At 73.6% G+C, this 22678-nt stretch carries 21 protein-coding genes, 2 tRNA genes and 1 pseudogene; 15 read left to right on the plus strand and 9 right to left on the minus strand.

Annotation, left to right across the window (positions count from 1 at the left end; genetic code table 11):
• Window positions 1–286 precede the first annotated feature (286 nt).
• Window positions 287–1417 carry a Gfo/Idh/MocA family oxidoreductase gene (locus tag ACLJT4_RS31825; RefSeq protein ID WP_411127600.1) on the minus strand — a complete coding sequence of 377 codons (1131 nt, stop codon included), beginning with the start codon at window positions 1415–1417 and terminating at the stop codon, window positions 287–289.
• Between the two features lie 56 nt (window positions 1418–1473).
• On the opposite strand from ACLJT4_RS31825, the gene ACLJT4_RS31830 reads away from it, so the two are divergent.
• From ACLJT4_RS31830 to ACLJT4_RS31880, 11 genes and pseudogenes are all read left to right on the plus strand, one after another.
• A complete protein-coding gene (locus ACLJT4_RS31830; protein ID WP_411127602.1) occupies window positions 1474–2616 on the plus strand; it encodes an ROK family protein in 1143 nt (380 codons plus the stop codon).
• A 96-nt stretch (window positions 2617–2712) separates the two neighbouring features.
• Window positions 2713–3483, plus strand: a complete 771-nt coding sequence (locus ACLJT4_RS31835; protein ID WP_411127604.1) for a GntR family transcriptional regulator — start codon at window positions 2713–2715, stop codon at window positions 3481–3483.
• A gap of 138 nt (window positions 3484–3621) precedes the next feature.
• A complete protein-coding gene (locus ACLJT4_RS31840; RefSeq protein WP_411127606.1) occupies window positions 3622–4743 on the plus strand; it encodes a TIGR03364 family FAD-dependent oxidoreductase in 1122 nt (373 codons plus the stop codon).
• Window positions 4737–5495: a phosphonatase-like hydrolase gene (locus ACLJT4_RS31845; RefSeq protein ID WP_411127608.1), complete on the plus strand. Its 759-nt coding sequence runs from the start codon at window positions 4737–4739 to the stop codon at window positions 5493–5495. Before ACLJT4_RS31840 ends, ACLJT4_RS31845 begins: the two co-directional genes overlap by 7 nt.
• A 1-nt stretch (window position 5496) precedes the next feature.
• Complete coding sequence (locus tag ACLJT4_RS31850) at window positions 5497–6714, plus strand: ABC transporter ATP-binding protein (protein ID WP_411127610.1); 1218 nt, start codon at window positions 5497–5499, stop codon at window positions 6712–6714.
• Window positions 6707–7576: pseudogene (locus ACLJT4_RS31855) on the plus strand (2-aminoethylphosphonate ABC transporter permease subunit); the annotation flags it as partial. The gene ACLJT4_RS31850 and the pseudogene ACLJT4_RS31855, both read left to right, overlap by 8 nt.
• A gap of 199 nt (window positions 7577–7775) precedes the next feature.
• Window positions 7776–8573: an ABC transporter permease gene (locus ACLJT4_RS31860; protein WP_411127612.1), complete on the plus strand. Its 798-nt coding sequence runs from the start codon at window positions 7776–7778 to the stop codon at window positions 8571–8573.
• Between the two features lie 57 nt (window positions 8574–8630).
• Window positions 8631–9695, plus strand: a complete 1065-nt coding sequence (locus tag ACLJT4_RS31865) for a 2-aminoethylphosphonate ABC transporter substrate-binding protein (protein ID WP_411127614.1) — start codon at window positions 8631–8633, stop codon at window positions 9693–9695.
• Window positions 9696–9818: 123 nt separating this feature from the next.
• Window positions 9819–10598, plus strand: coding sequence for an HAD-IIA family hydrolase (locus tag ACLJT4_RS31870; protein WP_020931251.1), 780 nt, complete (start codon window positions 9819–9821; stop codon window positions 10596–10598).
• A 139-nt stretch (window positions 10599–10737) separates the two neighbouring features.
• A complete protein-coding gene (locus tag ACLJT4_RS31875; RefSeq protein ID WP_411127617.1) occupies window positions 10738–11178 on the plus strand; it encodes a hypothetical protein in 441 nt (146 codons plus the stop codon).
• The gene (locus ACLJT4_RS31880) at window positions 11162–11623 is read left to right on the plus strand and encodes a hypothetical protein (RefSeq protein ID WP_411127619.1); all 462 of its coding nucleotides are present in this window, start codon (window positions 11162–11164) and stop codon (window positions 11621–11623) included. Before ACLJT4_RS31875 ends, ACLJT4_RS31880 begins: the two co-directional genes overlap by 17 nt.
• A gap of 35 nt (window positions 11624–11658) precedes the next feature.
• Here ACLJT4_RS31880 and ACLJT4_RS31885 read toward each other — a convergent pair.
• Window positions 11659–11732: transfer RNA gene (locus ACLJT4_RS31885), tRNA-Lys, on the minus strand.
• A 628-nt stretch (window positions 11733–12360) separates the two neighbouring features.
• On the opposite strand from ACLJT4_RS31885, the gene ACLJT4_RS31890 reads away from it, so the two are divergent.
• Together ACLJT4_RS31890 and ACLJT4_RS31895 are read left to right on the plus strand one after the other, a co-directional pair.
• Complete coding sequence (locus ACLJT4_RS31890; protein ID WP_037637176.1) at window positions 12361–12780, plus strand: SsgA family sporulation/cell division regulator; 420 nt, start codon at window positions 12361–12363, stop codon at window positions 12778–12780.
• Window positions 12780–14105: a hypothetical protein gene (locus ACLJT4_RS31895; RefSeq protein ID WP_411127621.1), complete on the plus strand. Its 1326-nt coding sequence runs from the start codon at window positions 12780–12782 to the stop codon at window positions 14103–14105. Before ACLJT4_RS31890 ends, ACLJT4_RS31895 begins: the two co-directional genes overlap by 1 nt.
• 326 nt (window positions 14106–14431) lie before the next feature.
• Here ACLJT4_RS31895 and ACLJT4_RS31900 read toward each other — a convergent pair whose 3' ends face one another.
• On the minus strand, window positions 14432–14959 hold the full coding sequence (locus ACLJT4_RS31900; RefSeq protein WP_411127623.1) for a DinB family protein: 528 nt from the start codon (window positions 14957–14959) through the stop codon (window positions 14432–14434).
• Window positions 14960–15282: 323 nt separating this feature from the next.
• Here ACLJT4_RS31900 and ACLJT4_RS31905 point away from each other — a divergent pair, with 323 nt between their 5' ends.
• Window positions 15283–15876: a lytic polysaccharide monooxygenase gene (locus ACLJT4_RS31905; protein WP_016575434.1), complete on the plus strand. Its 594-nt coding sequence runs from the start codon at window positions 15283–15285 to the stop codon at window positions 15874–15876.
• Window positions 15877–16165: 289 nt separating this feature from the next.
• On the plus strand, window positions 16166–18007 hold the full coding sequence (locus ACLJT4_RS31910) for an AMP-binding protein (protein ID WP_411127625.1): 1842 nt from the start codon (window positions 16166–16168) through the stop codon (window positions 18005–18007).
• Between the two features lie 111 nt (window positions 18008–18118).
• Here ACLJT4_RS31910 and ACLJT4_RS31915 read toward each other — a convergent pair.
• The 6 genes from ACLJT4_RS31915 to ehuB form a co-directional block, all read right to left on the minus strand.
• Window positions 18119–18192 (minus strand) — tRNA-Lys (locus ACLJT4_RS31915).
• 95 nt (window positions 18193–18287) lie between these two features.
• Window positions 18288–19046: an IclR family transcriptional regulator gene (locus ACLJT4_RS31920; protein ID WP_055583808.1), complete on the minus strand. Its 759-nt coding sequence runs from the start codon at window positions 19044–19046 to the stop codon at window positions 18288–18290.
• 572 nt (window positions 19047–19618) lie between these two features.
• Complete coding sequence (ehuA, locus tag ACLJT4_RS31925) at window positions 19619–20446, minus strand: ectoine/hydroxyectoine ABC transporter ATP-binding protein EhuA (RefSeq protein WP_411127627.1); 828 nt, start codon at window positions 20444–20446, stop codon at window positions 19619–19621.
• Window positions 20436–21086, minus strand: a complete 651-nt coding sequence (gene ehuD, locus ACLJT4_RS31930; RefSeq protein WP_411127629.1) for an ectoine/hydroxyectoine ABC transporter permease subunit EhuD — start codon at window positions 21084–21086, stop codon at window positions 20436–20438. The genes ehuA and ehuD overlap by 11 nt, the downstream gene beginning before the upstream one ends.
• Window positions 21083–21823, minus strand: a complete 741-nt coding sequence (ehuC, locus tag ACLJT4_RS31935) for an ectoine/hydroxyectoine ABC transporter permease subunit EhuC (protein WP_020963671.1) — start codon at window positions 21821–21823, stop codon at window positions 21083–21085. The genes ehuD and ehuC overlap by 4 nt, the downstream gene beginning before the upstream one ends.
• Window positions 21820–22644 (minus strand): ectoine/hydroxyectoine ABC transporter substrate-binding protein EhuB, encoded by an 825-nt coding sequence (gene ehuB, locus ACLJT4_RS31940; RefSeq protein WP_411127631.1) that lies wholly within the window; start codon window positions 22642–22644, stop codon window positions 21820–21822. The genes ehuC and ehuB overlap by 4 nt, the downstream gene beginning before the upstream one ends.
• Window positions 22645–22678 lie beyond the last annotated feature (34 nt).

The following is a 22678-nucleotide window of genomic DNA, read 5'->3' on the forward strand; positions in this document are numbered from 1 at the left end:
GGCCGGGCCGGGGTGGGGTGCTGTTGGGGGGCCCGCCCTTACCGGCCCGCTGTCCGGGCACCCCACCACCCGCCAACCCGGCACCGCACCCACAAGCCCCGCGCAGCGGACAACGCCCGCGCCGCCAGGCGCAACGGCGAGACGCCCCACGGCGGGACGGCCGACGACGTACGACGAAGCCCCCGCGCAGCGGACAACGCCCCGCGCAGCGGCAACGCGCCGCAGGCGCAAAGACAACAACCCCCACGGCGGGACAGCCGACAACGTGGGAAGCCCACCAGGATCGTTAGAGCGACACCGTCCGCCCCTCCGTCGCGGAGCGTCGCGCCGCTTCGAGGACGCGGAGCGTCGCGGCTGCCTCGGTGGCGCTCACCGGGGGTGCCCCGCCGTCGCGCAGGGCTCGCGCCACCGCCGTGTAGTAGGCCGGGTAGGCCCCCGGCAGGGTCGGTACCGGCTGCCCGGCGCCGGGTGATGGGGTCCCCGGCGACTCGGTGCCGGGCGCGGGGGCGTCTCCTTCGGCGCCGAGTCGGCCCCAGTGGGACGCGGGTTCCACGCCCCAGGCGTCGCCCTCGGTGCCCGGCCGCAGGCCGGCGCGCAGTGCGGCTTCCTGTGGGTCCAGGCCGTACTTCACGTAGCCTGCCCGGCTGCCCAGCACTCTGAAGCGTGGCCCGAGTTGGGCGGTGGTGGCGCTCACCCACAGGTGGGAGCGGACGCCGCCGGCGTGGGTGAGGGCGAAGAAGGTGTCGTCGTCGGCCTCGGCGCCCGGGCGGCGGATGTCGGACTCGGCGTAGACCGAGATCGCCGGGCCGAAGAGGGTCAGTGCCTGGTCGACGAGGTGGCTGCCCAGGTCGTAGAGGAGTCCGCCCAGTTCGATCGGGTCGCCGGACTCGCGCCAGCCGCCCTTGGGTTGCGGTCGCCAGCGTTCGAAGCGGGACTCGAAGCGCTGTACCTCGCCCAGTGCGCCGTCCGCGACCAGTTGTCGCACGGTGCGGAAGTCGTTGTCCCAGCGGCGGTTCTGGAAGACCGAGAGCAGTAGTCCGCGGTGGTCGGCGAGTGCGGCGAGCGCCTCGGCCTCGGCGGCGGTGGCGGCCAGCGGTTTGTCGACCACGACCGCGACGCCGGCTTCGAGTGCGGCGGTGGCGAGGGGGACGTGCGTTTTGTTCGGGGAGGCCACCACGATCAGGTCGAGTGCGCCGGCGGTGGCCCGGTCCAGTACCTCCTCGGCGGTGGCCACGGTGCGGACCTGGGGGTGTTCGGCGCGGGCCTGCGCCTGCCGTTGGGGGCTGCGGGTGGAGACGGTGTCGAGCAGCAGCCCGTCGGTGGCGGCGATCAGCGGGGCGTGGAAGACCGATCCCGCCAGGCCGTAGCCGATCAGGCCGACGCGGCGGGGGGCGGTGACTGCTTCGGGATCGCTCATGCCGTCCACTTTCGCAACGCTGTTGCCAAAGTGCAAGCAGCGCGGAGAATGGAGGGGTGAGCAGCGACCACGACCCCGCCCTTCCGGATCTCGGCACCCGCCCGGACGCCGCCGTCCCCGGCGCCAACCTCCTCGCCCTGCGCGGGCACAACACCGCCCTCGTGCTGGGCCTGCTGCGCGCGGCGGGGGAGGAGGGCGTCAGTCGCCTGGAGCTGGCCGGGCGGACCGGGCTCACCCCGCAGGCGGTCAGCAAGATCACTGCCCGGTTGCGGGCCGACGGGCTGGCCGCCGAGGCGGGCCGCCGGGCCTCCACCGGCGGCAAACCGCGCACCGTGCTGCGGCTGGTCCCCGGCGCCCGGCACGCCGTCGGCGTCCACCTCGACCGCGACGAGCTCACCTGCGTCCTGGCCGACCTCACCGGCCGGCCGGTCGCCGTCCGCCGCGCGCCCCTGGACTTCGGGGCCGGTGCGGGGACGGTGCTGGCCGCCGCGGCCCGCGAGGTCGCGGCGCTGCGGGACGCGGCGGGCGGGCCGCCGGTGCTCGGCGCGGGCGTGGCCTGCCCGGGCCCGCTGGATCACGCGACGGGGGTGCTGCGCCAGGTCACCGGCGCCCCGCGGTGGGACGGCTTCCCGTTGCGGGACGCGCTCGCCGAGGCCCTCGGCCTGCCGGTGGTGCTGGACAAGGACACCAACGCGGCGGCCCTCGGCCTCCGTCGTGCCCCGGCCGAGGCCGGCGGGGCCTCGTTCGCCTACCTCCACCTGGGGACCGGGCTCGGCGCCGGGCTGGTCCTCGACGGCGGCCTCTACCGCGGACCGCACACCGGTGCCGGCGAGTTCGGCCACCAGGTCGTGCAGTTGGACGGGCCGCGCTGCGACTGCGGGCGGCGCGGCTGCGTCGAGGCGCTCTGCCTGGCGGCGGTGGCCCGCGGTGACCTGGCGGCGGCGGCCCGGGTGCTGGGTGTGGCCGCGGCCAACCTCGTCGAACTCCTCGACGTCGACCGGGTGCTGCTCGGGGGCCGCACCGTGCTCGCGCACCCCGAGTGGTTCCGGGACGGCGTGGCCCGGGTCCTCGCCGACCACGCGGCCCTGCGCGGCCGGCCGGGTGCCGGGTCCGCGGTGCCGGTGGCCCTGGCCCGGGGCGGCGCCCGCACCGTCGCGGACGGCGCCGCGGAACTGGTGCTGACCGCGCTGTTCCGCTGAGGCGGGGCGTCCGGGGCCGGCCGGGAGGCGTGGGCGGACGGCCGGTTCGACCGGGCGCCGGCGCCTCGGGGCCGCCGCGGGTGCGAAGATCGCCGGGTGGATTTCCCGTACGGCCAGGATCCTGGCGCACCCGTCCGGTCCGGCATCCCCGAGCACGGACGCATCCCCAAGTACTACGCGGCGAAGGTCGACATCGCCGCCCTGCTCGCGGAGTTGGGCGAGGGTGAACCCCTGCCCGCCGAACGCGAACTGGCCCTGCGCTTCGAGGTCTCCCGGGAGACGCTGCGCCAGGCCCTGCGGGAACTGGTGCTGGAGGGGCGGCTGCGCAGGTCGGGGCGGAGCACGGTGGTCGCCGGGCCGAAGATGGCGCAGCCGCTCTCGCTCGCCAGCTACACCGAGGGCGTCCGCCGCCAGGGCCGCGCGCCCGGGCGGCACCTCGTCTCGCTCGACCGCTTCGCCAGTCCGCCCGCGCTCGCCGAGGACCTGGGCCTCGCCGCGGGCGACGCGGTGTGGCACATGGAGCGGGTGCTGCTCGCCGACGACGAACGGGTCGGCCTGGAGAGCACCTACGTCGCGGTCTCCCGGGTCCCCGACCTGGCCACCGACTTCGAGCCCGACTCGTCCTTCTACGCCTACCTCCACGAGCGGCTCGGCATCGACTTCGGGGACGCCGACGAACGGCTGGAGACGGTCCTGGCCACCCCGCGCGAGGCGCTGCTGATCGGGACGCCCGGCGCCCTGCCGATGCTGCTGATCCACCGGCTCTCCCGGGACACCGGGGGCCGCCCGCTGGAACGGGTGCGCTCGCTCTACCGGGGCGACCGGTTCTCGTTCACCACCCACCTGGGCGGCGGCCGGGAGTCCTGACGCGGTCCGCCGCGCGGCGTCCATCGGCCACTCCGATAACGGAACAATAACGGGTCTAGGCCAAGTTTGAAGCCGTGTTAACCGGCCCGTCGCCGAACCGTCCCCCACGGGCCACCCGCCGCAGCGACCGTCTGGGGCATGCGAGTCATAGTCGTCGGAGCCGGCGTGCTGGGAACCCTGCACGCCTGGCACGCCATAGAACGGGGCCACGAGGTCCTCCACATCGAGCGGGAGGCCGAAGCCCGCGGCGCCTCGGTCCGCAACTTCGGGCAGATCTGGGTCAGCGGCCGCGCCGGCGGCGAGGAACTGGACACCGCGCTGCGCGCCCGCGAACTCTGGGAGGGCATCGGCGCCCGGGTCCCCGGCATCGGCTTCAGGGCCATCGGCTCGCTGACCGTCGTCCGCAACGACGCCGAACGCGCGGTCGCCGAGGCCGCCACCCGCCGACCGGACGCCGCCGCCCGCGGCTACCGGCTCCTCGACGCCGACCGGGCCCGCGCCCTCAACCCGGCCCTGCGCGGCGACTTCACCGGCGCCCTGTGGTGCGAACGGGACGCCGCCGTGGAGCCCCGCGTCGCCCAACGCGCCCTGAAAGAAGCCCTGTTGGCGTCCGGGCGGTACGCCTACCTCGGCAACCGCGAGGTCCGGGACGTGGTCGGCGAGCGCGCGGTCCGCGACGACCACGGCACCACCCACCACGGCGACGCGGTGGTGCTGTGCACCGGCGCCTGGCTCGGCGGCCTGGTCCGGGAACTCGTCCCCGACCTGCCGGTGCGCCGGGTGCGCCTGCAGATGATGCAGACCGACCCGCTCGGCGAAGCGCTGACCACCTCCGTCGCCGACGCCGACAGCTTCCGCTACTACCCGGCCTACCGCGGCGACGCCCTGGACGCCCTCGACGCCGGCCAGGCGCAGACCCCGACCGCCGCCGCCCACAAGATGCAGCTGCTGATGGTCCAGCGCGCCGACGGCGGCCTGACCATCGGCGACACCCACGAGTACGAGACGCCGTTCGCCTTCGACACCGTCGAGGAGCCCTACGAGCACCTCACCGGCGTCGTCGAGACGATCCTGGGCCGCCCGCTGCCCCGCATCCGCCACCGCTGGGCCGGCGTCTACGCCCAGTGCACCGACACCAGCCGGGTCGTCCACCGCCAGCAGGTCCGCGACGGCGTCTGGTTGGTCACCGGACCCGGCGGCCGCGGCATGACCTGCTCCCCGGCCATCGCCGAAACCACCGCGAACGAACTGGGATGGTGAGCCCGTTGACGAACCCGACCACGCACCCCGTACACCCCGACCGCCCCGAGGACGTCCGCCTGGTCGTCCTCGACATGGCCGGCACCACCGTCGCCGACGACGGCCTGGTCGAGCGGGCCTTCGACACCGCCGCCCGACACATGGGCGTCGAGCCGGGCAGCCCCCGGCACGCCGAGCACCTCGCCTACGTCCGCGCCACCATGGGCGAATCCAAGATCTCCGTCTTCCGGCACCTGTTCGCCGCCCCGGACGGCGACCCCGAGGCCACCGAGGACGCCGCCCAGCGCGCCAACCACGCCTTCGAGACGGCCTACGGCGCCCTCGTCGACGACGGCCGGATCGCGCCCGTGCCCGGCGCCCGCGCCGCCATCGAGGCCCTCCAGGACGCCGGGCGCACCGTGGTCCTCACCACCGGATTCGCCCGGGTCACCCAGGACGCCATCCTCGACGCCCTCGGCTGGCGCGACCTGGTCCGGCTCACCCTCTGCCCGGCCGACGCCGGCGGCCGCGGCCGCCCCTACCCCGACATGGTGCTGGCCGCCCTGCTGCGCACCGGCGCCGCCGACGACGTCGCACAGATCGCGGTGGCCGGCGACACCTCGTACGACATGACCGCCGGCCGCCGCAGCGGCGCCGCGGTGGTCGCCGGGGTGCTCACCGGAGCCCACGACGCCCCGCAGCTCTCGGCGGCCGGCGCCACCCACGTCCTCGGCTCGGTCGCCGAACTGCCCGCCCTGCTGGGAGTGGTGTGAGATGCCCGCCCCCTCCGCCGCGGCCCCCGCCCGACCCGCCGCGCCGTCCGCACCGCCGGCCTCCGGCATCCGCTTCGACCACGTCACCGTCGCGCACGGCCGGCACGGCGAGCACGTCGTGCTGGACTCCCTCGACCTCACCGTCGCACCGGGCGAGGTGATGGCCCTGCTCGGCCCGTCCGGCTCCGGCAAGACCACCGCACTGCGGGCGGTCGCCGGATTCGTCCGGCCGGTCTCCGGGCGGGTCCTGATCGGCGGCCGGGACGTGACCGCCCTGCCGCCCTACAAGCGCGGCATCGGCATGGTCGTCCAGCAGTACGCGCTCTTCCCGCACATGAAGGTCGCCGAGAACGTCGCCTTCGGCCTCAAGGCGCAGAAGGTCCCGCGCGCCGAGATCCCCGGCCGGGTCGCCGAAGCCCTGGAGCTGGTCGGCATGGCGGCCTACGCCGACCGGCACCCCCGCGAGCTGTCCGGCGGTCAGCAGCAGCGGGTCGCCATCGCCCGGGCGCTCGCCATCCGCCCCGGCGTGCTGCTGCTGGACGAGCCGCTGTCCGCGCTCGACGCCCAGCTCCGCTCCGGCATGCTCACCGAACTCGCCCGACTGCACCGGGAGTTGCCGGACGTCTCGATCCTCTACGTCACCCACGACCAGGTGGAGGCGCTGACCCTCGCCGACCGGATCGCCGTCCTGGAGTCGGCCCGGCTGCGCGAGTGCGGCACCCCGCAGGAGCTCTACCGCAGCCCGCGCACCGCGTTCACCGCGTCGTTCGTCGGGACCGCGAACCTCCTGCCGGTGACCGTGCGCGGCGCGGGCGGCGTGGAGTTCGCCGGCCGGCCGTTGGCCGTCGCCACCGGCGACGCCACCCCGGGCGCCACCGCCACGCTGTGTGTCCGCCCGCACCGGCTCGCCACCGGCCCCGGCCCCGACCCGCACGGCAACACCCTGCGCGGCACCGTCACCGAGGTCCAGTGGCGCGGCGCCACCCACCGGCTGTACCTCACGGTCGACGGCCACCGCGTCCTCGCCGACCTGCGGGAACTGCGCGAGACCCCGCCGCTCGGCACCGAGCTCACCCTGCACTTCGCCCCCGAGGACGCGGTCCTCATCCCCGCGGGCATCGAGGCGGCGGGCCCGACCGGAACCCCGACCGCAGCCGCGGCCGACCACCCGGCCGACCACCCGGCGGTCGCGGCGGGCGGAGGGGCGCACCATGCCTGACCGCACCGCGCCCGACGGGACCCGGCCGCGCGCCGCCCGCCGCCCCGGCCGGGCCGCCGCCCTGTGGGCCCTGCCGCCGGTCGCCGCCCTCGCGGTGGTGTTCCTCTACCCGCTCGCCCTGGTGGTCCGCCAGTCCTTCACCCCGGAGAACGGCGGCGGGCCGTCCACCGCCCCGTACACCGCGGTGCTGGCCACCACCTCCTTCCGGGACGCGCTCACGCACACCGTGCTGATCGCGGTCGGCGCGACCCTCGGCGCGCTCCTCCTCGGCCTGCTGCTCTCCCTGGTCATCGCCTTCGTCCCGTTCCCCGGCGGCAAGGCGCTGGCCCGCTTCATCGACATCTTCCTGGCCTTCCCCTCCTTCCTGATCACCCTCGCCCTGCTGTTCCTCTACGGCACCGTCGGCATCGCCAACGGCCTGTGGACGGACCTCACCGGCGCCGCCAACGGGCCACTGGACTTCCTGCACACCCCCTGGGGCGTCCTGCTGGCCGAGGTCACCTACTTCACCCCGTTCGTGATGCGCCCGCTGCTCGCGGCGTTCTCGCAGGTGGAGACCGCACAGTTGGAGGTCGCGGGCTCGCTGGGCGCCCGGCCGTGGCGGATCGTGCGGACGGTGATCCTGCCCGAGGCGCTGCCCTCGCTCGCCGCCGGCGGTGCCCTGGTCCTGGTGATGTGCCTGAACGAGTTCGGGATCGTGCTGTTCACCGGCGCCAAGAACGTCGTCACCCTGCCGGTGCTCGTCTACACCAAGGCGATCCTGGACGGCGACTACACCGGGGCCTGCGTCGTCGCCGTCGTCAACATCGTCCTGTCGGTCGCCCTGTACGCCCTCTACCGGGCGGTGACGGCCCGCACGGGCGGCACCCCCGGGCGCCGCAAGCGCCCCCGGGCCTCCACCGACGCAGCCGACGCGGCCGACACCGAGCCGGCCGCCACCGCCACCGTCGGCCGGGCCGAGGCGGCCTCCGCGATTCCGGCTGCCTCCACTGTCCCCGCTGTCCCTTCTGTGTCCCCCGTCCCCGCCGTCCCCGCCGCCCTCACCGCAGGAGGTGCCGACCGTGCTCGTGCATAGCGCAGCCGCCCGCCGGGTCGTCTGGGCGGTGTTCTTCCTCCTCTTCGTCCCGGTCTTCGCCCTCCCGCTGCTGGTGGTCGTCGCCGCGTCGTTCGCCGGCGGCTGGAGCGGCGCCCTGCCCTCCGGCCTGACCCTGACGCACTATCGGGACATCGCCACGGGCGACGCGCTCACCGCCCTGACCACCAGCGTCCTCACCGCCCTCGCAGCCAGCCTCGCCGCGCTGACCGCCGGCACCTGGGCCGCGCTGGCCGCCGAGAAGCTCGGCCGGCGTTCCCGACGGGTGCTGGACGCCCTCTTCCTGCTGCCGGTCGCCGTCCCCTCCGTCGTCGTCGGCCTCGCCCTCCTCGTGGCCTTCTCCCAGCCGCCGTTCCTCCTCAACGGCACCCCGCAGATCGTGATCATCGCCCACACCGTGCTGGTCACCGCCTTCGCCTACCAGTCGGTGACGGCCGCACTGGCCCGCCTCGACCCGGCCTACGAACAGAGCGCCGCCGGCCTCGGCGCCCGCCCCGGCTACGTCCTGTGGCGGGTCAAGCTCCCCCTGCTCCTGCCGTCGCTGACCGCGGCCGCGGGCCTGTGCTTCGCCCTGTCCATGGGCGAGTTGAGCGCCACGATGATGCTCTACCCGCCGGACTGGATGCCGCTGCCGGTGCAGATCTTCGCCGCCACCGACCGCGGCGCCCTCTTCACCGGCGCCGCCCTCGCGGTGGCCCTGATGGCCGCCACCCTCCTCGTCCTGCTCGGCGTCTCCCGCATCCGCACCCGGGCCGCCCACCGCTGACCCCCACGCCACCCCCCGCCTCCCCGTCGCCCCGACCGTTCCCCAGGAGCACCCACCATGCCCAGCCGCCTGCACCGCCCCCTGACCGCCGGCGCCGCCGTCCTCGTCCTGGCCGCCTCCGTCACCGCCTGCGGATCCTCGGCCGCCGACCCCAACGCCAAGGAGATCACCGTCTACAGCGCCGACGGCCTCAAGAGCGAACAGGGCGACGGCTTCTACGACAAGGTCTTCAAGGACTTCGAGAAGCAGACCGGCATCAAGGTCAACTACGTCGAGTCCGGCTCCGGCGCCGCCGTCCAGCGCCTGGCCCGGGAACGCACCAACACCAAGGCGGACGTGCTCGTCACCCTGCCGCCGTTCATCCAACAGGCCGACGGCAAGGGCCTGCTGGACATCTACCGTCCCCGCGGCGCCGAACACGTCGCCGCCGCCGACCAGGACCCCAACGGCAAGTGGGTCTCCATCGTCAACAACTACTTCTGCTTCATCTACAACAAGAAGGAACTCCAGCAGCCCCCCGCCACCTGGCAGGACCTCACCGACCACCGCTTCGCCGGCAAGCTCCAGTACTCCACCCCCGGCGTCGCCGGCGACGGCACCGCCGTGCTGATCAAGGCCCTGCACGACTTCGGCGGCCAGGGCCCGGCCATGGACTTCCTCAAGAAGCTCCAGGCCAACAACGTCGGCCCGTCCTCCTCCACCGGCCAGCTCGCCCCCAAGACCGACAAGGGCGAACTCCTCGTCGCCAACGGCGACGTGCAGATGAACTACGCCAACATGAAGTCCATGCCCAACCAGGGCATCTTCTTCCCCGCCGCCAAGCCCGGCGCCCGCCCCGCCACCTTCGCCCTGCCGTACGCCGCCGGCCTGGTCAAGAACGCCCCGCACGCCGCCAACGCCCGGAAGTTCCTCGACTACCTGCTCAGCAAGCCGGTCCAGGAGGAGGTCTCGGCCGTCGGCGGCGGCTTCTCCGCCCGCCGGGACGTCAAGGCCACCGACCCCAACGCCGTGGCCCTCGCCAAGATCATGAAGGGCGTCGACGTCTTCCAGCCCGACTGGAACGACATCGACAAGAACCTCGACACCTACATCGACGCCTGGAAGACCGCGACCGGAAGCTGACCACCACTGACCGGGGCCCGCGGGCCCCGGCTGACTTAGGCTGGGGCCGTCGGCCGCCCGTTCGGGCCGGCCGGCGCCCTGGCCGTTCGGCCAGCCTGGTCAACCCGCACGACAGGAGTGGCAGTGGCAGAGCGCAAGCCGATCGAGTCCTGGCTCACCGACATGGACGGTGTCCTCATGCACGAGGGCGTCCCGGTCCCCGGCGCGGACGCCTTCATCAAGCGACTCCGCGAATCGGGCAAGCCCTTCCTCGTCCTGACCAACAACTCCATCTACACCCCGCGCGACCTGCACGCCCGCCTCAACCGCATCGGCCTGGACGTCCCCTGGGAGTCCATCTGGACCTCCGCGCTGGCCACCGCCCAGTTCCTCGACGACCAGCGCCCCGGCGGCACCGCCTACGTCATCGGCGAGGCCGGCCTCACCACCGCGCTGCACGACATCGGCTACGTCCTCACCGACCACGCCCCCGACTACGTCGTCCTCGGCGAGACCCGCACCTACAGCTTCGAGGCCCTCACCAAGGCCATCCGGCTGATCGACGCCGGCGCCCGCTTCATCGCCACCAACCCCGACGAGACCGGCCCCTCGCCGCAGGGCGCGCTGCCCGCGACCGGGTCGGTGGCCGCGCTGATCACCAAGGCCACCGGCGTCGAGCCGTACTTCGTCGGCAAGCCCAACCCGCTGATGATGCGCCACGCGCTCAACGCCATCGGCGCCCACTCCGAGTCCTCCGCGATGATCGGCGACCGGATGGACACCGACGTGGTCGCCGGCCTGGAGGCGGGCATGGAGACCTTCCTCGTCCTCACCGGCCTGACCCGCCCCGAGGACATCGAACGCCACCCGTTCCGCCCCTCCCGCGTCGTCGACTCGATCGCGGACCTGGTTGACCTGGTCTGACCTGCGCCCCGGGGCCGGCCGCACGCCCGCCGTCCCCGGGCCGCACCGGCCTCCCTCCACCTGAACGGCGCAGTCCGGCCCCGCCCCGGATGCGCCCGGCGGCGCGCCGACGGACCTTCGGAGTATCCGGAGGTACACCATGCGCTCACCGCAGCTCGCACTCTGTGCCGCGGTCGCGGCGTGTGCGGTGACGACGGCACCCGCGTACGCCGAAGCAGGACGCGGCGCACGCACCCCCCAGATCGCCGTCGTCACCGCCCCGGCCGCCCACGGCCCGCACCGCCCTGCGCCCACCGGCCCGCACTCCACCGAAACCGCCACCGACCCGGCTCGTGCCATCGCCCCGGCCCGTGCCACCGCCCCGGTCGCGACGGCGCCCGGCGACGCCGCGCCCGTCCTGGCCGCCCGGATCCACCTCGCACCCCACCGCGTCACCGCCCACCGGGAACTGAGCAGCACCTCGGCCGTCGCCCTGGTCCTGGCGGGCGGCGCGATCCTGGTCATCGCCGGCCAGCTGCTCCGCCTCAGGCTCCGGCTCCGCCGCGAACGCCAGGGGGGCGACAGTGCCGACGAACAGTGACGCCACCACACCACGGGACACCGAGAACCGTCCGGCCCGCCCGGACGCCGCGCACCTGACCCCTCCGCGGGACGGCGCGGATCCGACCGCCCCGCGGGGCGGCGCGGAAACAGCCGGCCGGCCCGGCCGACGCCCCCACGGCGGAACCCGCATCGCCCGGGCGAGGGTCCCGCGGCCGGCCGAGCGTGCGGAGCCGACGCCTCCGCACCCCGCCGCCCCGGCGTCCCGCCTCCTGGCGGGCCTGGTCGGGGTGGTGCTGCTGCTGATCTGCTGGCTCTGCGGCGGGGGCCCCGGGCCGCCGGGCGGCGGTCCGGCGCGGTTCCCCGTGACCGGTGACGCCGCCGCCGTCGGCCGAGCCCCGGCCGACCCGTCGCACCAGGCCCGCACGTCCGCGCCGAACCGTCGGGCCCCGTCGTCCCACGGCACCGCGGGACAACACGACTGAGGCCCCTCGCAACTGCGAGGGGCCTCAGTCCTACGTGCGCCGCCAGGGACTCGAACCCCGGACCCGCTGATTAAGAGTCAGCTGCTCTAACCAACTGAGCTAGCGGCGCGCGCTGACGAAGAAAACTCTACACGAACTCCGGGGGTGGTCCGTACCCAGGAACGCGCCGCCCACGCCTCCACCCCCTGTGATCCCCGCCACCCCCGCACCCGTCCCGCCGTGCAGCCACCCACCCCCGACAACGCCCCCGCTCACCGACCGCGCTCCGTCCCAGCTGCCCCATCCGCCCCGTATCTCACGGGGGACCCTTTCGGCCCGGGGCCAAAGTCCCGGCGCCTCGGGACCTTCGCCTACCGAGGCGCCCGAAGGGTTCTGTGAAGATCGAGTTCAAGCCGTAATGCATCAGTTGCCCCGTCAACATGCGGTATCTCCCGGCCGTTGAGAGGGTGGGGCCAGCGCCGGGGCGCGGCGGGGCCGACGCCGGGGCGCGCGGACCCGCACGAGCAGCCGCGCCGGAGGTGAACGGGGATGACGGTCCCGGTGCACGCAGCCCCCGGCACCCTCCGTCCGGCCCGGTCACCCGGCCCCCACGCCCGCGCACACTTCCTCCGCGGATCATGGCGTCCATCACTACTCCGCCCTCACCTGCAACCCCATCCCGCGAGCCGACGTCTGCTAGGACGCGAGCCCCGAACCGGGGCCCCGGGACTCGCCCCTCTTTGGAAAGGTTGATCGTCGTGGTGTCGACAGCCAAGCGCACCCTTGAGATGCAGCTGCTCCTCGGGCCGGACGAAGCCGTTCCGGTGGCCGGCCGGTTCAGCTACCGCAGTGACCGCCCCTACGAGGTCGAGGTCGCGTTCCTCAGCCGCGGCGAGACCGTCGCCACCTGGCTGTTCGCCCGCGAACTGCTGCTCGGCGGCGTCTGCGGCGAGGTCGGGCAGGGGGACGTGCGGGTGTGGCCGGACCGCCGGGCCGGCGCGTCCCACCGCATCCACGTCGAACTCGCCACCGACGACAACGTCTGCGAGCTGACGGTGCGCGCCACGGAGCTCACCGCCTGGCTGGAGCAGACCGCGGCCATCGTCCCGCCCGGCCACGAGGACCGCTATCTCGATATGGACGCCCACCTGGCCCGCCTGCTAGCGGGGAAGTGCTGATGACTCCCACTCCCATGACGACGACGCCCGACGCCCGCCTCGCCATACGCGCGCGGGCCACCACGGAAGCGAGCGCCCCCGGCACCACGGCGACCGCCGACCCGCGGGACGCGACCGCGGGCGGTGCGGGCGGCCGTCCCGCCGCCCACCGCATCCCGCCCGCCCGGACCGGCGCCGATCCCGCCGTCCGCATCCCGGCGCAGGGCGGGCCCGCCGTCGCCACCGCCGGACCGGCCGGGGCGGCCGACGCCGCATCCGCCGACGGCGACGCCTCCGGGGCCCCCGCCCCGCACGACCCGTGCGCCCACGGCTTCCTCCCGGAGCGGCCCCCCGTGCGCTCCATGATCGGCACCTGGACCCGGCTGGACGCCATGGCCCGCGAAGCGGCCGTCGCCCCCGATCGCGCCAGCGCCCTCGCCGTCGTCGAACGCGCCCATCGCGCGGACGAGTTGACCGCCCTGCGGCAGCGCGTCTCCCGCCTTTCGCCGCGCAACGCGGAGGCCGCCGCCATGCGCGTCGCGGTCATCGCGGTGTCCTGCGGCTGGAGCGCCCTCGACCCGCAGGCGCCGGCCGCCCGCGAGGTCGCCAACGAGGCGTTCCTGGAACTCTGGGCGGCCATCGCACACCGCATCGACCACGACCAGTTCGTCGCCCTGCCCACCCTCGCGCTCCACAACTGGGCCCCGGAACGCAAACCGCGCCGGCACATCCCCATCGACCAACTCGCCCGCACCGAACAGCTGGTCCCGATCGTGCGCTGGGCCCCGGAGGGCCAGCCGCTCAGCCGCCTCGACCGGCTGATGCTCGCCGCGACCCGGCTGGAGGCGCACGGCATCTGGCTCTTCCGCCTCGCCGACACCCTGGCCGGCCGCGCCCCCGACGACTCGTCCACCCCGATGGCGCTGCGCCGCCTGGTCCGCATCCAGCACGCGCTGCGCGCCCAGCTGCACTCCGAGGCGGCCGAACTGGCGGCGGCCCCGGCCACCGACCAGCAGCGCGCGGTGCTCGGCGCGCTCGCCGAACAGGGCGCCCTGGAACCGCCCGTCCTCCAGGCCGCCGACGCCGTCCTGGGCATCGGCGGTCGCCGCCTCGGCGAGGGCCGCCGCCAACACCTGCGCCGCCACCTCCCGGCCCAACACCGTGCCTGGCTCAGCGCCATGGACCGGCACTGCGCCCCCGTCCGCACCCTCGCCCACCGTGGCGGCCCCGACGCCGCCGTCTACCGCGAGGCCCAGGAGTCGCTCATCGCCCTCCGCCGCACCTACACCGCCCTCGTCCACGCCGCCGCCGCCCCCACCCCGGGCCCGTTCCCGGAAGCCGCGTGACGGCACCGACGATCGGCATCGACGACCGACACCGGCGCGCAGCGGCTGCACTGACCCGCGCCACCCAACGCCACCAGCGCCTCGGCTCTGACAGCGAGCGGTACCAGGCGGCTCGACCGCACCGACGCCCGGCGCCGCGCGGAGCGCCGCGCGACGAGTGATGCCGAGCGGAGCGCCGCGCCGACGAGCCGCACCGAGCGGAGTGCGGGCACCGGCGAGCGGCCCGGGCCGGCCGGGCAGGACCTGCCCACCCCGCGGTGCGAACCGGCCCCGCAGCGCCCACCGGCCCCGCAGCGCCCACCGGTTCAGTTGTGTCCCGGGGCGATTCAGGCGCCCGTCGTGCCGTCGATGCACTCTCGGATGAGGTCCGCGTGACCGTTGTGGCGTGCGTACTCCTCGATCATGTGGGCCAGGATCCAGCGCAACGAGACGCCCCGATCGCCGACGTGTCCGGCCTCCGCCTCCGAGAGCGTGCCGGACTCCTCCAGTGCCGAGCCGGCGATCAGCTCCCGGCTCCGCGCGACCTCCGCGCGCCAGCGCTCCAGGACCTCGTCGACCCCGCGGTCCGGTGCGAGCGCGAACCCGTCGCCCGAAGCCCCCGCGTACACCGGCGGTACGTCCTGACCGGCGAACACCCGCCGGAACCAGTTCCGTTCGACCTCCGTCAGGTGCTGGACCAGCCCCAGGAGCGTCATCGCGGACGGCGCCACCGGGGCCAGTCGCAGCTGGCGGTCATCGAGGCCCGCGCACTTCAGTTCCAGCGTGGCGCGGTGGAAGTCCAGCCAGCCCACGAGGTTTTCGCGCTCCCCGGCGTGCGGGGGCGGGACGGGGCGGCCATCGGGTGTCGTATCCATGTCCGTCACCCTCGCACGGACCACTGACACCCGCCGGGATGGCGCAGGCGCCGTGCCCGAGAACCCCGCACGCCCGAAGAGGCGACCGGCAGGAGCCGAGGAGCGCCCTGGCCGTCGTTACAGCCGCCCCGATGCCACTGCCGTCCCCGATGCCCCTGCCGCACCCGCGGTGGGCGAGCGGACGGTGAACGGACATGATCGCTTCATGGTCTAGACATGTTCAATTCCCCTCACTAGTCTGCCAGTTGGTCTGGACCACAAGCACCGCACTGCACTCGACTCGCGGAACTCCCCTCGCCCCCCACGTTCTTCAGGAGCGAAGCATGCGCAAGAAGCTCAGTGCCGCCGTGATCGGCCTCGGTATCGTCGGGGCCTCCGTCCTCGCGACGGGCAGCGCCTCCAGTCACGGCTACAGCGACGCACCCCCCAGCCGCCAGGCGCTCTGCGCCAACGGCACCGTCAAGGACTGCGGCGCCATCCAGTACGAACCCCAGAGCGTCGAGGGGCCCAAGGGCTTCCCGGCCGCCGGGCCGGCCGACGGCAAGATCTGTTCCGGCGGGCACGACGGCTTCGGCGAGCTGGACGACCCGCGCGGCGGCAAGTGGCCCGGGACCAAGCTCTCCGCGGGGCAGGGCTACACCTTCACCTGGCGGCTGACCGCCCGACACGCCACGACCGACTTCGAGTACTTCATCACCAAGGACGGCTACGACCCCAGCAAGCCGCTCACCCGCGCCGACCTCGAACCCGAGCCGTTCATGACGGTGCCGATGGGCGGCGCGCAGCCGGGGTCGACGGTGCAGCACCAGGGCACCGTCCCCACCCTCAAGTCCGGGCGCCACATCATCCTGGGCGTATGGAACATCGCTGACACGGGCAACGCGTTCTATGCCTGCTCGGACGTCGACCTGTCCTGACCTCGGTACCGCCCCGGCGCCCCGTGACCGGCGGCAGATGTGGTGTCTTCATCGGGCCTCCCCGTCCTCCTCCGGGGAGGCCCTCGCCACCCCGGTATCCGCCTGCGGCCCTCATGTGACGACCGCCACTGCCTCTCTGTGCAAGAACGCTACGGAAGAGCGGAGTTGGCGGCGTCACACCACGGTTTGGTCTCCCGACGGGGCGCGAGTGGACCAGGGGGTGACGGGTCGCCGCACGGCATTCCCCACCCCTCCAAATCTGACGCTATGTCAGCTAGGCTCCGCCGCCATGGTGGCCGACAGCTCCCGCAGCGACAGCCCGCGCGCCCGCGACGCCCACGCGCGCACCTCGCCCGCTCCCCGCACCGTCGCCGAGCTCGTCCAGGCACAGTGGGGGGACCACCGCACCGCCCTGAAGCACCAGCAGACGGTGCTCACCCACCACCAGGTCGCCGGAGCGGCCGCCGCCCGGGCGGCGTTGCTCGGCGACCTGCTGCCGCCCCGCGCGGAGCCGCACGTCGCGGTGCTGCTCGACAACGTCCCCGAGTTCCCGCTGTGGCTCGGCGCGGCGGCGCTCGCCGGGGCCGCCGTCGCCGGCATCAACCCCACCCGCCGCGGCCCGGAGCTGGCCCGCGACATCACCCACACCGACTGCGCGCTGCTGATCACCGAGCGGGCGCACCTCCCGCTGCTCGCCGGCCTCGACCTGCCCCTGCCGCCCGAACGCGTCCTGATCGTCGACGACCCCGCCTACCAGGAGCTGCTCGCCCCCTACGAGGGCGCCCGACCGGACGACGTCACCGGTTCCGCGCTCCGCACGGGGCCCGGCCCGCGCCGGACCCCCGACCCCACCACCCGCATGCTCCTCTACTTCACCTCCGGTTCCACCGGCGCGCCGAAGGCCGCCCTGTGCAGCCAGGGCAGGCTGGCCGCCGCCGGCCGATCCCTGGTGGGTCACTTCGACGTGCGCAGGTCGGACGTCCATTACCTGTGCATGCCGATGTTCCACGGCAACGCCGTGATCGCCGGCTGGGCCCCGGCGCTCGCCGGCGGCGCGGCCGTCGCCCTGCGCCGCCGCTTCTCCGCCTCCGCCTTCCTCCCCGACGTGCGCCACTACGGCGCCACCTACTTCACCTACGTCGGCCGGGCCGTGCAGTACCTCCTCGCCACCCCGCCGGCCCCCGACGACCGCGACCACGCGCTGCGCACCGGATTCGGGACCGAGGCGGGCGCCGTCGACGCCGCCCGCTTCACCGCCCGGTTCGGCGTCCGCCTCGTCGAGGGGTACGGATCCTCCGAGGGCGGCGCCGCGTTGCAGCGCACCCCGGACACCCCGCCCGGCGCCCTCGGCCGGCCCGCCCCCGGCGACGACCTCGCCGTCGTCGACCCGGAGACCGGCGAGGAGCTGCCGCACGCCCGCCTCGACCGGGCGGGCCGGCTGCTCAACGGGGACGAGGCGATAGGGGAGTTGGTCAACCGCGGGCGCAGCGCCTTCGAGGGCTATTGGCGCAACCCGGAGGCCACCGCCGCCCGCACCCGGGGCCGGTCGCCGGACGGCGTCGGAGCGGGCTGGTACTGGACCGGCGACCTGTTCTTCCGCGACCCGGCCGGGTTCTTCCACTTCGCCGGGCGGGCGCACGACCGGCTGCGGGTCGACAGCGAGAACCTGGCCGCCGCGATGATCGAGAACATCCTCGCCCGCTACGCCCCGGCCCTCGGCGTCGCCGTCTACGCCGTGCCCGACCCGGTCGCCGGCGACCAGGTCATGGCGGCCCTCGTGCTCCCCGACGGCACGGCCTTCGACGCGGACGACTTCGCCGCCTTCCTCGCCGCCCAGCCCGACCTCGGCACGAAGATGGCGCCCCGCTTCGTGCGGACCGTCGCCGCGTTGCCGGTCACCGCGACCCACAAGGTGCACCGGGTCGCCCTCCGACGGGCCGGCTTCCGCTGCCCGGATGCGGTCTGGTGGCGGCCGATCGCCCCGGCCGATCAGCGGCCGGCCGACCGTCCCGCTCCCACCGCCTCGGCCCCGGCCCCCTCGGCGAGGTACCGCCGCTTCACGGACGATGACCGTGCCGCTCTCCTGGCGCAGTACCGCGAGCAGGGCCGGGAGCACCTCCTCGACCGCTGAAGTCGATCGCTGAAATCGACTGCTGAGGCCCGGCCCGGCGCCGGCCGGCCGCGGTCCGGAACGCAAAAGAAGTGGGCGCCCCCGGTAAACCGAGGGCGCCCACTTCGTACGTGCGCCGCCAGGGACTCGAACCCCGGACCCGCTGATTAAGAGTCAGCTGCTCTAACCAACTGAGCTAGCGGCGCGCGCTGACAAAAGAAATACTACCTGGTCGAGACGGGTGCTCATGACCACCGGTGCGATCAGCCCCGGCACGGCCCGCACCGGGACCGCGCCGACCTCAGATCGCCAGCGACAGCAGGACCGGCGCGGCCTTGCGGTTGAGGGTGTCGGCGGCCTGCCGCAGCCGGTGGGCGTGCTCCAGCGGCATGGACAGGGCCAGGCAGCCGACCGTCTTGCCGGCGGTGATCGGCACCGCGGCGCAGACCGTGCCCACCGCGTACTCCTGGAGGTCCAGGACGGGGACGGTCGGCGGCTGGCTGTCCAGCTTGTGGAACAGCACCTTCTCGTTGGTGATCGTCCGGGAGGTGAGCCGGGCGGTCTTGTGGCGCGAGAGGTGGTCCATCCGGCCGTCGTGGTCGAGCTGGGCCAGCAGACACTTGCCGACCGCGCTGGCGTGCGCCGTGCGGCGGAACTCGGCCCACTCGTTGACCTTGGGCGCCAGTGGGCCGTCGGCGTAGTGGAGGATCTTGACCTCGCCGTCGATGTACCGGCTGATGTAGACCGCCGCCCCGACCGAATCGCGGAGCTGGTCCAGCGTGCGCTGCAACTTGTCGCACAGGGCACGGCTGCGGTCGGCGCCTGAGCCGAGCAGGAGCAGCGACTCGCCGACGACGTACGCGCCGTCGGCGAGCTGCTGCGCGTAGCCTTCCCGGCGCAGCATCGACAGCAGCTGGGTGAGGTGGGCTGCCGGCAGTCCGGACTCGCGGGCGATCTGCGCGTCCGTCACGCCATCGGCGTGCCGGGAGATCGTTTCGAGCACGCGGAGGGCGTACTGCACCGAATGGAACGGCGCGGTCGGCTCGGGCTTCAGCGCCACGGTGTCCCCCTAGCAGGTTGGTACCGCTTGCGTCGTGATCGTCGTTTTCGGCCGCGACCGCGGGGTACGCGGGCCGCTTCCGGACAACGGGCTCGTATCACGATAGCGGTCAACGGGCCCGGATGGAGGGGGTCTTGACTGAAAACCGGGTCGGTTCACGCGTCTGTGCAGGCGCCCTGCACTCTGGCATATGCCCTCGTCATGAACGGAACGGGGGATCCGGCGCGGACCGGCGACAACGGCGGGCCGGGGCGGCGTGCACGGTCCGCTGACGGCCGGGGTTGACGGCCGGTGGTGACGTGCAAAGTTGACGGAGCGTCGGGTTTTCGCCTGAGGCTCGGGCGCCTCACCGTTCCGCCTGGTGCGCTCATTTCCGCCAGGGATGCGTACGCCTCATCCGTCACGTCCGACGCAGGGGACGCGGATGTCTCAAAACTCCCGGTGCGCCGGGGAACGGCCCCTGAATGCCCGGGAAGGGGACGGCGGACGGGGCGCGCCGGAGCACGCACCACGCGGTGCACTCCCGCACGCCCCGTGGCGGCGCCCTCGTGGGGCGCCGCCCGTCGCGCCGCCTACAGCACCGCGCTCAGGAACTCCCGGGTCCGTTCGTTCTCCGGCTCCGTGAAGATCTGCTCCGGCGGGCCGAACTCGATGACCCGCCCGGCGTCGAACATCATCACGCAGTCGGAGATGTCCCGGGCGAAGTTCATCTCGTGCGTCACGCAGAGCATGGTGATGTCCGTGGAGTGCGCGATGTCCCGCAGCAGGTCCAGGACGCCGGCCACCAACTCCGGGTCGAGGGCCGAGGTCACCTCGTCCAGCAGCAGGACCTGCGGGCGCATGGCCAGGGCCCGGGCGATGGCGACCCGCTGCTGCTGACCGCCGGAGAGCTGCGTCGGGTACTTGTCGAGGTGGGCGGTGAGGCCGACGAGTTCGAGCAGCTCGCGGGCGCGCTCCTCCGCCGCGTCCTTGTCCAGTCCGAGGACGTGCACCGGGGCCTCGGTGATGTTCCGCAGCACCTTCATGTTGGGGAACAGGTTGAACTGCTGGAAGACCATGCCGATGTTCTTGCGGATCTCCCGGCTGTAGCGGTCGCTCGCCGGGACGAGCTTGCCGCCCTTCTCCTCGTGGGTCAGGTACCGGTCGCCCAGCTTGATGGTGCCCTCGTCGGGCTTCAGCAGCGTCATCATCAGCCGCAGGATCGTGGTCTTGCCGGAGCCGGACGGGCCGATCAGGGTGACGTGCTTGCCGGCGAAGACCTTCATGTCGAGCGCGTCGAGGACGGTGTGCGTCCCGAACCGCTTGGTGACCTTGTCGAAGTGGATCAGTTCGGTCTCCCCGGAGTTCACGCCGTCGCCGACGGTGGGCGGGGTGTTCGGGGTGCTGTGCTCAGCGGACAAGGCGGCGCTCCAGGGCTCGCAGGAGAAGGGAAGCGGGGTAGGCGATGGCGATGAAGGCGACCCCGACGAGCGTGTACGGCTCGATGGTCTGGAAGGTCTGCGACGAGAACTGCCGGGCCTCGCCCAGCATCTCCAGCACGCCGATGGCGAAGAGCATCGGCGAGTCCTTGAGCATCGCGATCACGTAGTTGCCAAGGGCGGGGGCCACCCGGCGGATCGCCTGCGGCAGGATCACCGCGGTCCAGGTGCGGCGGCGCGACAGGCTGAGCGCGACGGCCGCCTCCCACTGGCCGGCCGGGACGCCGTCGATGCCGGCGCGGTAGACCTCGGCGGTGTACGTCGAGTAGTGCAGGCCCAGCCCGATCACGCCGGTGGCCAGGGCGCTGAGCGTCAGCCCCCACTCGGGCATCACGTAGAAGAGGAAGAACAGCTGCACCAGCAGCGGGGTGTTACGCACGAACTCGGTGACCACGGTCACCGGCCAGCGCACCACCTTCAAGGACGAGCGCTGGGCCAGCGCCCAGACCAGGCCGAGTGCGAAGGCGATCAGGGAACCCAGGGCCAGGGCCTGCAGGGTGACCAGCACGCCCTTCCAGAACATCGGCAGGAAGGCGCCGATCGCGGACCAGTCGAACGTCATCGGGCCTCACCTTCCGCGCGAGCGGCGGTACCGGTGACCGCCGGGCCGGTGGCGGACCGCAGCCGCGACCGCTTGGCCGGCGCCTGCCCGACGCCCGCCTTGGCGTGCCGCTCCACCGCCCGCATCCCGCGGGTCAGGGCGAACGCCAGGACGAAGTACATCACCAGGATGATCGTGTAGACGGGGGCGCTCTGCGCGGTGGCGTTGCGCACCAGGGAGGCGCCGAACGCGATGTCGCCGACGCCCAGGATCGACACCAACGCGGTGCCCTTGAGGAGCTCGATCAGCAGGTTGTTGAACGGCGGGACCATGCCCGGCCACGCCTGCGGCAGGACGACCTTCCGCAACTGCTGGGCGGGCGAGAAGCTCAGCGCGATGCCGGCCTCGCGCTGGCCCGCCGGCACCGCGGCGATCGCGCCGCGGACGACCTCGGAACCGTAAGCGCCGTAGGTCAGGCCCAGCGTGAGCACCGCGGCCCACATCGGGGCCAACTGCCAGCCGAATCCCATCGGCAGCACGAAGAACATCCAGAACATCAAGATCAGCGCGGAGGTTCCGCGGAAGACCTCGAAGTAGGCCCCGGACAGGAACCGCACGATCCACCGCGGGTGGGTGCGCGCGAGGCCGATCCCGAAGGCCACGACGGCGGCCAGGGCCGCGCTGTAGACGGTCAGCTGGACGGTGATCCAGACGCCTTTGAGGAGGAGTTCCCACAGACCCCAGGTGATGTCGCTCATGGCCGGCACTTCTCCTTGGCGGTGATCTTCGTCATCTGCTGCGCGGTGAAGCCGAAGGGCCGCATGAGGTCCAGGAGTTCCCCGGACCGCTTCATCTTGTGGAGTTCCCGGTTGAACGCGTCCCGCAGGTTGGTCTCCGGGGTGCGGAACGCGAAGCCGCCGACGTCGATCACCGGCTTGCCCTTCACGTACGGGGTGACCTCGGGTGTCGCCTCCGCCTTGGTGGTCCGCGACTGCTTCACCACGTTGCGCACCGTCACCGCGGTCCCGACGAAGACGTCCACCCGCCCCTGCTCGACCGCCAGCAGACCCGCCAACTGGTCGGGCAGCGTGGTGATTTTGGTGACCCCGGCCTCTTTGGCGTAGTCGATCTCGGCGTAGCCGACGCCGGTGGCCATCCGCGCCCCGGTCCGGGCGATGTCCTTGTAGGTGAGCAGCTTCAGCGGATTGCCCTTGCGGACGATGAAGGCGTCCAGCATCTGGTACTCGGGATCGGCGAAGATGACCTGCGCGCAGCGGTCGGGGTTGATGTACATCCCGGCCGCGACCACGTCGAACTGTTGGGAGTTCAGCCCGACGATCAGCGAACCGAAGTCGGTCGGGAAGGGCTCGACGCGCGGGACGCCGAGCCGCTTGAAGATCACCCGGGCGATGGTGGGCGCCGAACCGGTCATCTTGCCGTCGGTGCCGATGTAGCCGTACGGCTGCTCCCCGGCCAGGCCCAGGGTGACCGAGCCCTTCTTGCGCAGCCGGCCCAGCAACTCGCCGCCGCCCGTCGCGTTCGTGGTCGGCACCCGGCTGCAGCCGCTCGCCGCGCCCATCGCACCCGCTGCACCGAGCGCCGCTACCCCCGCG

This window comes from Streptomyces sp. x-19 (assembly GCF_046549115.1).
GTDB classification, from domain to species: domain Bacteria; phylum Actinomycetota; class Actinomycetes; order Streptomycetales; family Streptomycetaceae; genus Streptomyces; species Streptomyces albulus_C.

What these genes read in the sequence shown, in the direction of transcription:
- ACLJT4_RS31825 (WP_411127600.1), bottom strand. Translation starts at nt 1,417, where the DNA reads ATGAGCGATCCCGAAGCAGTCACCGCCCCCCGCCGCGTCGGCCTGATC.
- ACLJT4_RS31875 (WP_411127617.1), top strand. Translation starts at nt 10,738, where the DNA reads ATGCGCTCACCGCAGCTCGCACTCTGTGCCGCGGTCGCGGCGTGTGCG.
- ACLJT4_RS31850 (WP_411127610.1), top strand. Translation starts at nt 5,497, where the DNA reads ATGCCCGCCCCCTCCGCCGCGGCCCCCGCCCGACCCGCCGCGCCGTCC.
- ACLJT4_RS31900 (WP_411127623.1), bottom strand. Translation starts at nt 14,959, where the DNA reads ATGGATACGACACCCGATGGCCGCCCCGTCCCGCCCCCGCACGCCGGG.
- ACLJT4_RS31865 (WP_411127614.1), top strand. Translation starts at nt 8,631, where the DNA reads ATGCCCAGCCGCCTGCACCGCCCCCTGACCGCCGGCGCCGCCGTCCTC.
- ehuC (WP_020963671.1), bottom strand. Translation starts at nt 21,823, where the DNA reads ATGAGCGACATCACCTGGGGTCTGTGGGAACTCCTCCTCAAAGGCGTC.
- ehuD (WP_411127629.1), bottom strand. Translation starts at nt 21,086, where the DNA reads ATGACGTTCGACTGGTCCGCGATCGGCGCCTTCCTGCCGATGTTCTGG.
- ACLJT4_RS31895 (WP_411127621.1), top strand. Translation starts at nt 12,780, where the DNA reads ATGACTCCCACTCCCATGACGACGACGCCCGACGCCCGCCTCGCCATA.
- ACLJT4_RS31910 (WP_411127625.1), top strand. Translation starts at nt 16,166, where the DNA reads ATGGTGGCCGACAGCTCCCGCAGCGACAGCCCGCGCGCCCGCGACGCC.
- ehuB (WP_411127631.1), bottom strand. Translation starts at nt 22,644, where the DNA reads ATGGGCGCGGCGAGCGGCTGCAGCCGGGTGCCGACCACGAACGCGACG.
- ACLJT4_RS31845 (WP_411127608.1), top strand. Translation starts at nt 4,737, where the DNA reads ATGGTGAGCCCGTTGACGAACCCGACCACGCACCCCGTACACCCCGAC.
- ACLJT4_RS31840 (WP_411127606.1), top strand. Translation starts at nt 3,622, where the DNA reads ATGCGAGTCATAGTCGTCGGAGCCGGCGTGCTGGGAACCCTGCACGCC.
- ACLJT4_RS31905 (WP_016575434.1), top strand. Translation starts at nt 15,283, where the DNA reads ATGCGCAAGAAGCTCAGTGCCGCCGTGATCGGCCTCGGTATCGTCGGG.